This window comes from Bacteroides sp. MSK.20.12 (genome assembly GCF_019052435.1).
Lineage (GTDB): Bacteria > Bacteroidota > Bacteroidia > Bacteroidales > Bacteroidaceae > Bacteroides > Bacteroides xylanisolvens.
In genome coordinates, this window is sequence record NZ_JAHQVH010000003.1 from 150,028 (window position 1) to 165,213 (window position 15,186).

9 protein-coding genes are annotated in these 15,186 nt (G+C 39.8%); 4 read left to right on the forward strand and 5 right to left on the reverse strand.

Going from position 1 to position 15,186, the window contains the following annotated elements; translation table 11 throughout:
• The first annotated feature begins 309 nt into the window (after positions 1 to 309).
• The gene (locus tag KTR06_RS02695) at positions 310 to 915 is read left to right on the forward strand and encodes a DsbA family protein (RefSeq protein ID WP_004323869.1); all 606 of its coding nucleotides are present in this window, start codon (positions 310 to 312) and stop codon (positions 913 to 915) included.
• Positions 916 to 973: 58 nt separating this feature from the next.
• Positions 974 to 1,909 carry an Rpn family recombination-promoting nuclease/putative transposase gene (locus KTR06_RS02700; protein WP_217289941.1) on the forward strand — a complete coding sequence of 312 codons (936 nt, stop codon included), beginning with the start codon at positions 974 to 976 and terminating at the stop codon, positions 1,907 to 1,909.
• Between the two features lie 97 nt (positions 1,910 to 2,006).
• On the opposite strand, the gene KTR06_RS02705 is transcribed toward KTR06_RS02700, so the two are convergent.
• From KTR06_RS02705 to KTR06_RS02715, 3 genes are all read right to left on the reverse strand, one after another.
• On the reverse strand, positions 2,007 to 3,728 hold the full coding sequence (locus KTR06_RS02705) for a TonB-dependent receptor (RefSeq protein WP_120067283.1): 1,722 nt from the start codon (positions 3,726 to 3,728) through the stop codon (positions 2,007 to 2,009).
• Positions 3,729 to 3,748: 20 nt separating this feature from the next.
• Positions 3,749 to 6,766 carry a tetratricopeptide repeat protein gene (locus KTR06_RS02710; protein WP_120067282.1) on the reverse strand — a complete coding sequence of 1,006 codons (3,018 nt, stop codon included), beginning with the start codon at positions 6,764 to 6,766 and terminating at the stop codon, positions 3,749 to 3,751.
• Between the two features lie 132 nt (positions 6,767 to 6,898).
• Positions 6,899 to 7,420: an NUDIX domain-containing protein gene (locus tag KTR06_RS02715; RefSeq protein WP_120067281.1), complete on the reverse strand. Its 522-nt coding sequence runs from the start codon at positions 7,418 to 7,420 to the stop codon at positions 6,899 to 6,901.
• 212 nt (positions 7,421 to 7,632) lie between these two features.
• Between KTR06_RS02715 and ahpC the strand changes: the two genes are divergently transcribed.
• Positions 7,633 to 8,199: an alkyl hydroperoxide reductase subunit C gene (gene ahpC / locus KTR06_RS02720; protein WP_004307892.1), complete on the forward strand. Its 567-nt coding sequence runs from the start codon at positions 7,633 to 7,635 to the stop codon at positions 8,197 to 8,199.
• An 85-nt stretch (positions 8,200 to 8,284) separates the two neighbouring features.
• Complete coding sequence (ahpF, locus tag KTR06_RS02725; RefSeq protein WP_120067280.1) at positions 8,285 to 9,835, forward strand: alkyl hydroperoxide reductase subunit F; 1,551 nt, start codon at positions 8,285 to 8,287, stop codon at positions 9,833 to 9,835.
• A 250-nt stretch (positions 9,836 to 10,085) separates the two neighbouring features.
• Here ahpF and KTR06_RS02730 read toward each other — a convergent pair whose 3' ends face one another.
• On the reverse strand, positions 10,086 to 10,793 hold the full coding sequence (locus tag KTR06_RS02730; protein WP_049701303.1) for a hypothetical protein: 708 nt from the start codon (positions 10,791 to 10,793) through the stop codon (positions 10,086 to 10,088).
• Between the two features lie 187 nt (positions 10,794 to 10,980).
• Positions 10,981 to 14,928 carry a two-component regulator propeller domain-containing protein gene (locus KTR06_RS02735; protein WP_120067279.1) on the reverse strand — a complete coding sequence of 1,316 codons (3,948 nt, stop codon included), beginning with the start codon at positions 14,926 to 14,928 and terminating at the stop codon, positions 10,981 to 10,983.
• Positions 14,929 to 15,186 lie beyond the last annotated feature (258 nt).

Here is a 15,186-nt window from a genome sequence, read left to right on the forward strand (position 1 = left end):
AATATTCGGGGACAAAAGTAAAAAAAAAGATTCTCCCTACCTTATATTATAAGGAGAATTTAATAAAATCTTAAGATTTACATTTTATTGCAGGAAATAAAATATCAATTGGTATAGGTTAGTTTCTCTATATTCTACGTACATTTGTCTCATTAGTAAGTTAGTTTTCGTTTGACAGTTGTCAAACGAACGCCTGACAACTGTTGAGCTATCGCTTGACAACTGTCAAACGGAAATTGAATAGTAAATTGAATAAATAATATATTGGAAGAGAGAAATTAATCTTTTCCAATGAAAAACTAATAAGTAATGAGTGTTAATTATGATCTTTATGAGACTCCCAACCCTGATAAGAGTGGAGAAGAACTACCACTGCATGCACGTGTCGTTTTGAAAGGCAGTTATACAGCCGAAGAATTTGTAGAACAAGTGACTGCATTTCAGCATATGCCTCATGCGCAAGTGGTAGGTGTCATAGAAGCTATCTCGAAAGAACTAAGACATTTGCTTTTGAAGGGATTTTCCGTTGAATTGGGTGATATTGGTTATTTTACTCTTTCTTTGAATGTGAACAAAGAAGTGACTGATTCAAAAGACTTGCGTTCACCGTCAGTATCTCTTAAAGATATTAATTTGAGAATCAACCGTCAGTTTAAGAAGGATATTGAGACTGAATTGGTATTACAACGTTATCATTCGCCTTTTCGTGTGAAGAATCCATTAGCAGAAGAAAAATGCTTGCAGCGATTAAATAAATTCTTGGAAAAGAATCCGTGTATTAATCGGCAGGATTATGCCTTACTTGTTGGAAAGACAAAAACACAGGCATTGCAGGATATTAATGCATTTATTGAAAAAGGGATTTTAAAAAAGTATGGAGCGGGACGATCGGTAGTCTATATAAAGGTAGGATGAGTCATTTTATCGGATATATATACTTGATATTAAACATTTTCTGCTTACCTTTGTTTGCATGAAAAAAGAAAATGGGAAAGGAGACGAACCTATGGCCAGTAATTATATTCGTTTCGATTGGGCTATGAAACGCTTATTGCGTAATAAAGCCAATTTTGCAGTTCTTGAAGGCTTTCTGACTACTCTTCTCAATGAAAAGATTGTCATTCAGAAATTATTGGAAAGTGAAGGAAATCAAGAAGATGAGTTTGATAAGTATAATCGTGTTGATATGCTTGCGGAGAACTCTAAAGGAGAACTTATTCTGATTGAAGTTCAGAATAATAATGAGTATGCTTATTTCCAACGTATGTTGTTTGGTACTTCTAAATTGGTGACCGAGTACATCAATCGTGGAGAAGGTTATGATAAAGTACGTAAAGTGTATAGCGTCAATATTGTCTATTTTTCATTAGGCAATGGAAAGGATATAGTATATCATGGTAAAACGGAGTTTAGAGGGATTCATCAGAATGATGTGCTGGAGTTGACTCCATTTCAGAAACAGACGTTTAAGGTCGATGCTGTCAGTCAGCTTTATCCTGAATATTATATATTAAAGGTGAATGACTTTAATCAGGTTGCCAAGAGTCCGTTGGAAGAATGGATTTGTTATCTGAATACAGGTGATATACCAGATAGTGCTACTGCTCCCGGTTTGACGGAGGCCCGTGAACGATTGAAACTCGATAAAATGACGAAAACTGAACTTGAAGCATATTATCGTCATTTGGATAATATTGTAATATTGAAAGATAATATATTGACAGAACGTGCAGAGGGGCGCGCGGAAGGTCGCGCAGCAGGGCGTGTAGAAGGTCGTGCAGAAGGACGTGCAGAAGGACGTGCGGAAGAAAAAAGAGAAACAGCACGTAATATGAAGGCTTTGAATATTCCTATTAATACTATTTCACAGATAACAGGTCTGTCGGCAGAAGAAATACAAGGTTTGTAAATCTATTACGGATTTGTAGTGAAGACAACAAAATAATTGAAGTTTAAGTTTTTGAGAAGGGGCGTTATCCGGAAATGGAAACGCCCCTTTCATTAATTTAGAATCGGAAACTCAATCCTCCTAAGAAATTGAATCCTTCCGTAGGATAACCTAAATAATATTGATATTTCTTGTTCAGCAGGTTATGTACTTGCGCATAAACAGATACTCCTTTGAATACATTATAGCTGGCTCCGATATGCAAATCATTAATTGCGGTCATTTTTGCATACTCTTTCACTTCTTTCCGGTTGATGTAATCATAACCTAGATTTATGTTAAGAGCAGAGATCGGATGAATACGTACATTGAAAGACATTTCACTGACTGGTTTCACAGCCAACAGATATTCCTCTGTTTTGCTGTCCCAATTACGGTAAGTATATTTAGCTGATATTCCAAGGATATCTTTGTAATCGTAACTGATTTCACCTCCAAGGTAAAGATTGTCTGTATTGTCTTGAGCAAAAGAAAGATAAGAACCTGAATGAATATTACTTGGGTCAAAACCTAAATAAGATAAGTCGTTCTTTAGATTCTGATAACCACCGAACACGTTGAACCAAAGTCCCGGATAAGGGCTTGCTTTGAATCCGATACTACCGTTGATTTGCTCGTAAGTATCATAAGGACGTTGTACGTATCCCAAAGTGGCAGTGGTATTTGCCTCCGGCAGTTCACCGTAAGGACAGATACTTTCTAATCTGCGGAAATCATTCAATTGCTTACCGCCGGTTGCTTTTGCATAAACAATGTAGCTATCAGAAAAAATATACTGTGCAGTGATATCGGGTGAAATACGGAAAGACTTATCAAATCCGAAAGATAAATCTACATTGGCTCCGATATGCAATTTCCAGTCATCATTATCCAGTTCGTAATATGGATTTAAAAGAAGCGTTGTGTAGTTTTTGAAGTATTTATCTCCGGTGGAAACATTCTTTGTATATCCGTTGTAGAGAAGATTGTTCATTTCCAAAGCGATAGTTATTAATTGTTGGTCGCCGATAGCTCCCGTGACATCGCCTTTAGTGCGTATGATTGTTTCCTTGATACCTGTATTGGCTTCAGATTCATTGAACATGTTGTGCTGACGTTCATACATCAACAGATTTGTTTCTGCGTTGAAACGCAGTGGTGCAGTCTCATCAGTGAAATGAATGCCCGCATGGAAGTCACCGGATGTGAATTTCTGCTTGCTGTTTACGCTTTCCGGTTGGAAGTTGAAGTTGCTCAATCTGAAATTTCCGGCAATATTTAAATCCAACTTATCAAATTGATGCGTGTAATCCACATTAGCGCGTGTGCGATAATAAAATGCATTCCATTTTTCGGAGTCTGTGAAAGGAAGCGTTAGTTTACCATCCATTCCATCCATTTGGAAACGTACATTCAATTTGTCTTTCTGCGACAGACGGAATAGATAATTGGCAAGAATATCCAAATTGCCATAATTACCATATCCGGCACGTACATATCCCGGGGTAGTGCCGGGTTGAACTTCTTTTCCGGTATAGGGGCGCATCAGGCCTGCCGGAACGGAAGTAGCCGGAAAGAATGTTGTAGCATACTCTACTTCTTTCTTGCTCACTGTCGGTTCTTCTACTTTAGGCAGGACGTTTACTTTCGAAGCGTCCATAATGTCCGGGTTATATTCTTGTTCCACAACGACCGTGCGGGTCATTGTTGTATCCTTCGGTTGGGTGGTTTGGGCTTGAAGGCAGGATGGCATTGAGATTGCCAATGCGAGTCCTCCTATTATATAATGAGATCGTTTCATACTTTTCTATTTTTTTATTCTCAATTCTCAACTTTCAATTTACTAAGTCTGCTTTCAATCATGCTTTCAATATCGTCATTCCCTTGATAATTTTGTTGCAGACTTAGCAGATATTGGCGTGCGTCCAGGTCTTTACCCGTAGCATGATAGACGTCGGATAGAAGGATAAAACTGCGCGCTAGCCAATAAGCATGTGGCGTACTCTGTTCTATATAGTTGAGCAACTCTTTCTCTGCAGCGGCATATTCTTTTGCGTCGTAGAGGGATTGTGCAACCTGATATTTAGCTTCGGCACCGTAAGAGTTACGTGTGTCTTTGGCCAGTTCACGATAGTCTTCCATTGCTTTCTTGTCAGCCTTTTGCTTGGTGTAGGCTTTAGCACGGTAATAAAGAGCTTCATTTCTTAGCTCCGGACTAAGTTTGGCTTCTGCAAGCAGGTCGGTAGCTGCATGGATGGTTTCTATGTCATCTCGCAATAGGAAGGCGCAACGCAGAATACCCGTTTCAGCAAGTTGGCGGCGCTCTACGTTGGTTGCTTTTTCTTTCAGCATTTTGTAGCTAGCTAATGCTTCAGCCATATTTTGCTGGTTGAATTGCACTTCAGCACGCAAGATCAATGCTTCTTCTGCAAACGGATTGTTTGGATATTCCAACAACTTACCGGAATGGAGAAGAATCATATCATAATTCTTCTGCTCGTTTCCGATCAGGCAGAGATAATAATGTGCGTTCAGGCTGAAAGCTCCTTCCGGGAAAGTTTGCAGGTATTTGTTGAGGCTTGTTTTGGCTTCTTCCATTCTGCCTCGTGCATAAATCTTTTCTGCGGCGGCATACGTAAGCGAGTCTTGTTCGTTAGCATCGAAACGGATGTGTCCCGGCATGGCATTTGCTAAAGCAGCAAATTCGTCGATACGGTTGAGGTCTACATAAATAGATTTCAAATCACGCATGGCAAGGCGTGCTTCTTCACTGCCCGGATATTTTTCGATAACCTGCTTGTAGGCTTCGATTGCTTGGTTATAATCTCCTTTTTGGTAATATAATAATCCGATTTCGGCGGCAGCTTTCCTGCTGACCGGACTTTCAGGATATTTAGTAAGCAATTCTTTGAAAGAAGTAATGGCTTGGTTGTTGTTATCCATGAGAACATAGGAACGCCCTTTCTCGTAAATAGCGTTTACGGCATAAGGAGAAGCAGGGTACTTTCCTACCAGACGGTTCAGCAAGGTAATCTTACCGGTATAGTCTTTCTGTAGACCGGATACAAGAGCCAGCTGATAGAAAGAATAGTCTCCGGAAGAAGTATTCATCTGTTCGGCTTGCGAATAATACTGTTTGGCTTCTTCAAAGTTACGTACATGCAGGTGGCAGTCACCAATACGATTGTATGCATCGGCAAGTGCGGTTGCATTTTCACCTTTCTCCAGTTGAATGTATTTTTGGAAGTAATTGTTTGCTTGCATATAGTCTTTTCGGTGGAAAGCGATATACCCTAAGTTATAATTGGCAAGCGCATACATTTCGTTATTGGGTTGGGTGGTGAGTTGCAGATAAGCATTAAAATCACGTGCGGCTTCTACCATTCGGTTTAAACGGTAATAGGATTCTCCACACCAATAGTAAGCGTCTGCCTTGGTTTGACGATTGTATTGTCCGATGGCAATGGATTGGTTTAGATATTTCAGAGCTTGTTCGAAGTCGGCGTTAGCGAAAGATTGAGTTCCCAATTGGAACAGTATCTTCTGTTTGGCTTCCAATATTTGTGCGCTTGGTTTGGCAATCCGGTCGATTGATTTCAAAGCTGCATCGTAGCTACGTGTATTCATGTAAACTTCTACTAGGTAGCTGCTGACTTTTTCAGCGTATGGAGAAGTCGGAAATTCATTCAGGAATTTCTCGAAGGCAGTAACTGATTCACCGAAAGCGGAGAAAGAAGTCTCGTGCAGGCAAAGAGCGTAATTGTAAGCTGCCTGTTCCTTGATTTGCATATTGGCATTGGAGGCGGCTGCTTGTTCAAAAGCCATGCGTGCTTTGTTTTTCTCTGCCAGTTGCAGATAAGAGAGTCCCATGTGGAGATATGCGTTTTGGGTAAGGGCATCGTTGTCAGTTGTCACCTTACCTAATGTTTCGGCTGCTTTGGAGTATACTTTTGTTTGGTAGTAGGAGAGTCCTAGCATGTAAAGGGCATCCCGGCGGGGAGCCGAGCGATCCTTATTCAAGTAATTGTTGAATGCTTCTACGGCTTGGTGATATTGTCCGAAATGGTAATAGGCATCTCCCAGAATACGGTACATTTCTGCAGCGTGCTCGTTGTTCGGGTAGGCTGACAGGTAGTTTTGTGCTACAATTTGTGCCTTATCATAGTTTTTGAGCTGCGTATAAATTTCGGCTATATAATAAGGAACGAGTGCTTTGTACTTCGAGTCGTCCTGTAAGGGAAGGAAACCTTTCAATGCTTCACTATAACGTTTTTGTGTATAGCGGATGTAGGAAAGATAGTAATCACAATCTTTGGCGTATTTGGGGCTGTTGGCACGTAAAGTTTCAAACCAGATGGCTGCTTCTCTTAGATTATCGGTTTTCAGATAACAGGTAGCCAGTTGGTAGGTGCAGTCGTCCCGTTCTTCATTGCCTAACAAATCAAGGTCGGCAGAGTTGAAGAGTGCCAGTGCTTCATCATATTTTCCTTCGTAGAAATAGCAGGAGGCTAACAGCGCATAAATGCGGTTGGCATAAGGAGTGTCAGGATAACGGTCGAGATATTTGCGGAGGAGTTCGATGCGGTTTTTGTCTTTCAGTTCGTAAGCCGAACTGACTAGCATATACTCTGCGTCTTGAAGAAGGCTGGCTGCAGGCTTTTGTTTTACAAATGCTTTCAATGCCGGCAGAACAGCTGCATAATTTCTTTCCTGGAAAAGTTCTTTTCCTTCTTTATAAAGATTGTCAGTCGAAGTGAACTTGTCACCTGTCTGGGCAAATCCTATAATGGGCGTGCAGCAGATGGCAGCACAAATGAGTCTAGTAATTTCTTTTTTCATAATCGGGTGTTTATGCAAAAGTACTATATATCTTTCAATGACGTATTTTAATAGCTATTAATTTAAAGCTCATTAAAATATAAGACAGAATGAAAGGGGAAATGTTTCTGTAATTTGTTATATTTTAACGAATTATCTGCCGGATAAAAACTTTTTAAGTCCTCGGCGAATAGAATCCAGTCCAAAATCTTCCGGATTAATTTCGGAGAGAGGCAGGAAGAAAGAATCTGCTACATCATCCATTGCCGAAAAATGGCTCATGTCTTCTACGGTGCACAGAAAAAACATATCAAGTGTGTGTACAGGAAAACCTGAATAGACATAAATATTGGGAAGTGTAAACTGGTAAACTGCTTTTTTTACCTTCAACCCTGTTTCTTCCAGTACTTCACGGGTTACGCCTTCTTCACCTGTCTCGTTCATATCGATAAACCCTCCGGGAAGGTCGAGAGTTCCCTTTGCCGGCTCTTTAGCACGCTGGCAAACAAGCAATTCGTTTTTCTCATTTAAGATGAGTGCTACGGTGGCGGCGGAAGGGTTAAAGTAATAGACGAAGCCGCAATCTGTACATTTTTTGGACTTTTCGTTATTTACTTCGAAATGCGGAGAACCACATTCGGGGCAATATAGGAATTGAGCTAGAGGATGTTTCATAATCGTATATACTTCCAGTTTTTTTGTTTATGCACGCAAAGGTATAAAATGCTTTTATTAATTTCATCTATCACAGCATAGAAATATTCGATTGGACTTTTTTTGAAAAGGCGGGGTTTCTGCCTTTATCTTTGCATCAGAAACAAAAAACAAAAGATTGTTTCTGATGTTATAAGTCAAACCAATTAATAACAATAAAAGCAATAAAGATTATGGAACCAATTTTAAATTCTCAACTTCCTGAATTCAGCGTTCAGGCTTTTCACAACGGAGCTTTCAAGACTGTAACCAACAATGACCTGAAAGGTAAATGGGCGATTCTTTTCTTTTATCCTGCTGACTTTACTTTCGTATGTCCTACTGAATTGGTGGATATGGCTGAAAAGTACGATCAGTTCAAGGCGATGGGTGTAGAAATCTATTCGGTAAGTACTGACTCTCATTTCGTGCACAAAGCTTGGCATGATGCTTCTGAAAGCATTCGCAAGATTCAATACCCGATGTTGGCAGACCCGACTGGCGCTTTGAGCCGTGCACTGGGTGTATATATCGAAGAAGAAGGTATGGCTTATCGCGGTACATTCGTTGTCAATCCGGAAGGAAAGATTAAAGTGGTGGAACTGAATGATAACAATATTGGCCGTGATGCAAGTGAATTGCTTCGTAAAGTGGAAGCTGCACAGTTTGTAGCCAGCCATGACGGAGAAGTTTGCCCGGCTAAATGGAAGAAGGGTGAGTCTACCTTGAAACCAAGCATCGACCTGGTAGGTAAGATTTGATAGATCTTGATAATGGTGATTATGGGAGGCCGGTAACGGGAGACGCTGCCGGCCTTTCTTTTAAAAAAATGAAAGGAAAAAAGGTATGTTAGAATCTGCATTAAAAGAACAACTAAAGGGTATTTTTGCTGGGCTGGAGGCAAATTTTACTTTTGATATATCCGTATCATCCAGCCACGAAAACAAAACAGAATTATTGGAGCTGCTGGGAGATGTAGCGGATTGTTCCGATCATATCACTTGCTCGGTGAATGAGGGAGAAGCATTGAAGTTTACTTTATTAAGGAATGGTGATCGTACCGGAATCACATTCCGGGGTATTCCTAACGGACATGAGTTCACGTCATTGCTTTTGGCTATCCTGAATCTGGACGGCAAAGGAAAGAACTTTCCTGATGAGGCTGTTTGCAACCGTGTGAAAGCACTGAAAGGTCCGATACATCTGACCACTTATGTTTCGTTGACTTGTACGAACTGTCCTGACGTAGTGCAGGCTCTGAATGCAATGGTCACTTTGAATCCTGCTATTACTCATGAAATGGTAGACGGCGCGCTTTATCAGGACGAAGTAGATGCACTGAAGATACAAGGAGTACCCTCTGTTTTTGCAGATGGAAAATTACTTCATGTAGGCCGTGGTGAATTTGGCGAATTGCTTGCCAAGTTGGAAGAACAATATGGTATTGACGAAACCAAAGCGAATGCAGAGGTGAAAGAATATGATGTGATTGTAGCCGGTGGAGGACCTGCAGGAGTATCGGCAGCTATTTATTCTGCCCGTAAAGGACTCCGTGTAGCTATCGTGGCCGAGCGTATTGGCGGACAGGTGAAAGAAACGGTAGGTATTGAGAATCTAATTTCTGTTCCGGAAACGACAGGAAATGAACTTGCCGATAATCTGAAAACTCACTTGTTGCGTTATCCGGTGGATTTGCTGGAGCATCGTAAAGTAGAAAAAGTAGAAGTGATTGGAAAACAAAAGCAGATCACTACCTCTGTTGGGGAGAAATTCCTGGCTCCGGCACTGATTATTGCAACCGGTGCAAGCTGGCGTAAACTGAATGTTCCGGGAGAAGCGGAGTATATAGGTCGTGGTGTTGCTTTCTGCCCTCATTGTGATGGGCCGTTTTATAAGGGAAAGCATGTAGCAGTGGTAGGTGGAGGAAATTCCGGCATTGAGGCAGCCATTGACTTGGCTGGTATCTGCTCCAAAGTCACTGTTTTTGAATTTATGGATGAGTTGAAAGCAGACAGTGTACTTCAAGATCGACTTAAATCATTGCCGAACGTGGAAGTGTTTGTAAGTTCACAGACTACGGAAGTGATAGGAAATGGTGATAAACTGACTGCCCTGCGCATCAAAGATCGCAAAACGGAAGAAGAACGTTTGGTTGAGTTGGATGGTGTATTTGTACAAATCGGGCTTTCTGCGAATAGCAGTGTATTCCGCGACATAGTGGAAACCAACCGTCCGGGCGAAATCATGATTGATGCACATTGCCGTACGAATGTGACGGGTATCTATGCAGCCGGAGATGTTTCTACGGTTCCTTATAAGCAAATTATTATCTCTATGGGCGAAGGAGCGAAAGCTGCGCTTTCTGCATTTGACGATAGAGTGAGAGGGATTATCTGATTGATGTATTCAGATATAAAAAGCACATAAACAAAACATTAGCAAGAGGAGAAATGACTCCTCTAAAAAATACCCCCGTTACAGATTTGTAGCGAGGGCTATTTTATATTTAGAGAGCATGACCTTCATCAACTGCTCTATCCTGCGCATTGAGACAAATGTTCATGAATATCCGAGAAAGTGAAATGAACGTTGTTCTCATGGTATGTAATTGGGGGGATTTTAAGAAATGTGTGCTAAGTTCATTTATTTAGTCATGATATGTATATCTGACGAAATCAAACAATCCGGAATTTTCCTGCTGTGCCGGTTGGTCTCCAATAAATTTAAGATTCTCTACACTGCAAAAAATATGGAATGCAATGTCTTTCCCAAATTCCAGTTGAAGTTCATGTTTGGGCTCGTTGTCTATTAACCAGGTGATGTAATAGTTCCCGTTTTTTAATGTCAGATCAATTTCGAACAGATGCCATCCGGTCTTGATTACTACAGGAACGGAAGAAAAAGGATATGCCTGCGATGTCATATAAGCAATCATTTCGTCGGGAGTTGCATTTAACTCCTTGCGAACTGTATCTTTACCATATCCGACTTCAAAATCCAATTCATGTTGGTCGTCATGGTATATCCACGAACCCACGCTACATTGATCTCCTATTCCCATTTGCGGGATATGAGTACGCCAGGTATATCTTCCTGTTGTATAAATCCGTTCTACAGTGTGAACCTTTTTCCGATCCACCGAGTTAGCCCGTGTAAAGATCCGTAAGTAACCATTCTCTAATATGCATTGATTATCCGGGTTGTTATCCTGATGTCCGTATTTCCATCCATCCAGATTGTTGAAGTTCCATTCTTTGTTTGGCGGATTTTTAGTACTGATGTCATTGGTCTGTTGCTGTGCAAAGCAAAGGCCGCAAATGCATATTAGTAACAGAGTTAAATAGTAGTTTCTCATAATAATTGAATTTAAGTGTATTCGTTTTCTATCAATTGCTTGCTGCAAAAGTAGTCGAATGCTTTATTCTACTCATCAGATTTTAGTCATTTCAAATCATGAAACGTCCAAATCTGCACTGGAAATCCTAATCGCTCTGTTCCGGGGAGTATAATTTCTATATAAATGATAAACTAAAGTGCTGAATCTATTCTGATTGTTGTTGGGTGGAACCATGTTGTGCTCTGAATTGAGAAGGAGTCATTCCTTTCATTTCTTTAAATAACGTACTGAAATATCGTTGATAAGTGAAACCTACCTGCTCTGATATTTCAGTAATGCTCATGTCAGACTGAGTTAAAAGAATGATTGCTTTGTCGATTCTTCTACGATTGATATAATCGTTTGCTCCCATGCCGGTCAGTTCCTTGACCTTATTATATAAGGATGTCCGGCTCATAGCCATTTGGGCAGTCAGGAATTTTACGTCCAAATCTGGTTGAGACAGATTCTGATCGATCATTTCATTCAATTTGATCATAAATTGTTCATCCGCATTGCTGAAAGTAGCCTCTTGCGGAGACAGAATGAATTGATTGCCCCTGTATCTGGATTTAATATATTCACGATTTCTCATCTGGTTCTGGATCACGCTAAGGAGCATTTCCATTTCAAATGGTTTGGGCAAATAGGCATCGGCTCCTAATTTGTATCCTAACATCTGGCTTTCAGAATCGGCTCTGGCGGTAAGTAGAATAACAGGGATATGGCTAATATTCAGATTCTCTTTAATTTCCTTGCATAGCTGATAGCCATTCATTTGTGGCATCATTACATCACTTACTATAATGTCCGGTTGCTGTTGCTTAATAACTTCCAGCGCTACCAATCCATTTTCTGCCTGATAGATCTTCTTGAATTTATCCTTAAGAGCATTTTTTAAGAATTCTCTTAAGTCCTGTTTATCTTCTACAATCAACAGTGAGTATCCTTGTAGAGAGAAAGCCCCGGATTCTATTTTCTCTTCTTCCTCCGGAGAACTTAAAAGTTCGTTGAGGTAGGAATGTTGAGGACATGATACTTCTTGTTCTTGTAGATTAGCCGGTATTTCATAAAAGAATGTGGCCCCTCTGTCTTTATTATTGAAAGCGCCCATCCTACCTCCATGTAAGTCAATCAACATTTTAGCATAAGATAAACCGATACCACTTCCTCCCTCATTATGTTTGCCTTGGTAGAAACGGGTAAAGAGCTTCTTTATATCTACATTATCCAATCCGATTCCCTGGTCTTGTACGTGTACTTGTATACTTTCATTTGTACGGATGGTTTTTATAACAATACGAGTCTGATTAGGACTATATTTCAAAGCATTCATAATCAGATTGGAAAGAACAACTTTGCATTTAGTGTCATCATACGCGATAGATTGTATACTGTCGTCAAAGTCGTATGTAATTTCAATTTCTTTGGCTTTAGATGCAGTTTGAAATGTTTCTGCCACTTCCTGTATCCACTTGTGTAAAGGATGCGAAGAGATGTGTAGCACTTCCTGTCCTACCTCCATTTTGCGTGCATCAAGCACAATGTTGATAATATCTTTCATCTGATTTGCCTGTTTGAATGCCCCCTGTAGATATTCCGGTAGCTCGTCTTGCTTCACCTCTTTATTTAGAATTCGTTTCAGGGAAGCATAGATGAGTGTCAAAGGGGTACGTAGCTCATGGCTGATATTGATTAAGAAGCGTATTTTCTCTTCATATATCTTCTTCTCATGTTCCCGCATCTCACGTTTCAGCCGATTTTCTTTTTTTCTTATCAAACTAAAGAAGACCACTCCTGCCACTAGAAATGCAAAGAAAATGCATAGTATAATAAACCAGATAGATTTCCACCAAGGAGGTGAGACTATAATAGTTAAGATCTCTATCGGCTGGCTCCATTCACCGTTGGAGGTGTCGCAGGATACGCTGATGGTATATTCTCCTGATGCTAATGTACCCAATTCGAGTGTCTGGAGATAACTCTCGATCACCATTTTGTCTTTTCCTGTGATGACATACCGGAAAAGGTGTTTTCGGAAGGAGTTCTTTTCGTCAGCAATCACTTTAATGTTGAACGATGAATGATTCCAGGGAATCGAAATACAGTTATTATTAACCTGTTTCAGAGTTGATTTACCATTCAGTTTTACTTCAAGTAGCTTGAGAATAGGAGACGAATTGCTTTCGAAAATAATATCCGTATTAATGCGTACCAGTCCCATAGTACCTCCCATATACAGATTGGGAGTACGAAGAGCAGGAATAGGGGTAAATATCAATTCATTGGAAGGAACTCCATCGGATTCGTCCAGGATAACAAAACGTTTTTCGTTGATAATATACGCAAAGAACATGTTCTGCGCTCCTATCCAGACTTTTCCTTTTTTATCATAGGCAAGGCTGGATACACTGTTGAACAAGTTGGTATGTATTTTTTCTGTTTTTCCAGTCTGTTTATTATAGAAGAGCAGTCCGAAATTACTTCCTATCCAAAAGTTACCTTTATCATCCCGGCAGGCCGATGTGAAATCATCTCCCTCTTTCATATTGACTAATGAAGACAGTTCGTTGGTTTTGAAGTTTAGTTTAAACAGGTTATTGGTTCCCATTAGATACAGATGCGTATCGTCGGAATAAATTGCCTGCATAGCTATTTGGCGTTGAATGTCTATTTGGGGTGCGTAGAGAATAGATGTTTGCCGGGTATGCTTGTTGTAGATATAGACTTTTGCTCCTAATATGTAAATATTATCTTTTGTAGCATATAGATTTACCAAATCACCGGATGAAAATTCTCTTTTCGAAATAGAGTCATTGATAATGGGAAAAGGTTGCATCTGTGCGGTTCTCTTATTAAAGGTAAATACCCCTTTATTAAAACATGATAATAAGAGCTCATTTTCAGAAAAATTTGTGATAGAGGTAACTTTCTCCCCGTATGTAGTAGGGTAATGATGAAATGTATTCGTTTTTTGGTCAAATGAGTTGATACCTCCTCCGTCTGTTCCAATCCAGAGCAATGTATCCTTATCTTCAAAGATGCTAACCACGGTACGTTCGCTAATTCCATTGGGATTGTTCAGTGGAACATCTTTATAGGTTTTGATGAACACTTTCTTAATGGCGAATAATCCTCCGTGTATACTGCCTATCCATATATTGTCCATCTGATCTTTATAAAGCCGGTAGATAGAGTTATTCGGCAAGGATTGTTCATCATCGGAAATATGTTTAAGATGAGAGAATTTCATAGTCTGGAAGTCAAGTATGTTGATACCTCCTCCGTCAGTAGCTATCCAAAGTTGGTTGTCTTTTTCAAGAAAATCAAAAATGATATCGTTGTTGAGCCCGGAGTTTTTGGTGGATAAACTGAAAAGCCTTTTCCCCTCTTTCGAGTAACAGGCTATTCCTTTGCCATAGAATGATACCCAAAGCCGGTTTTGAGAGTCAACAAATATGGTGTTTATCTCGCGCTCTTTTACAAATGGACATCGATACATTTTCTTTTTTATCAAGTCGTACATCCAAAGCCCGTCTTTTTTACTGCTGGTTATCAGCACATCGGGACTCCACTGAAAGATGCGATTGATACATTTTAACTTGTCTCCATCGATGTCGGGGAAGATCGTCGTAATACTTTTATCCGTCAGATTGTATTGGTATAAAGTTTCTTCTCCTCCAAACAGGAAATTGTCACCTATTTGAAGATAAGACCAAGCGTTAAATGGCTTCCCGTTATATTTCAATGGCTGAAACTGATTTTCTGCTTTATTGTAGATGGCAATTCCTTTATTGGTAGAAACGTATAAATCGCCTAAACGATCCTCTGTAATAAAACGAATGAAATTGTCGGGCAATGAGTTGGGCTGCTCCCGGTCATGAAAATAACTTTTCAGTTCAGATTGGTCATAACTATTTAATCCCCATTTGGTACCTATCCATATGACTCCTTGATGATCTCTGTAAATGCACTGCACTCTTGATTGTGACAATCCCTGTTCCAAAGAAATTTGTCTGAAGTAGTAGTCTTGTTGTTCAGCCTTGGTAGAAAGAACAAAGAATAATATCCAGATTAGAAAAGAATACCTCTTTAGTACGTGTGCTTTTGACATAGTTATGTTCTTTTGATAGAGCAAATATAAAAGAAGTTATGAAACTGTACAATAGATTTCATCTTCTTTTGTCCACAAAGCTCATTAGATAGCTAGAAAGGATATCCAGAATACTCCTTTTGAACAGTAGCGGACTAATTATGGATGTTATTTGATCTCTATTTCCACGCTTTGCACCTATATTTGCATAGTTGACACTAAATACGGAATAGTATTAAACCTTAAAAAAAAGACTATTTACTATGAATACATCCTAAA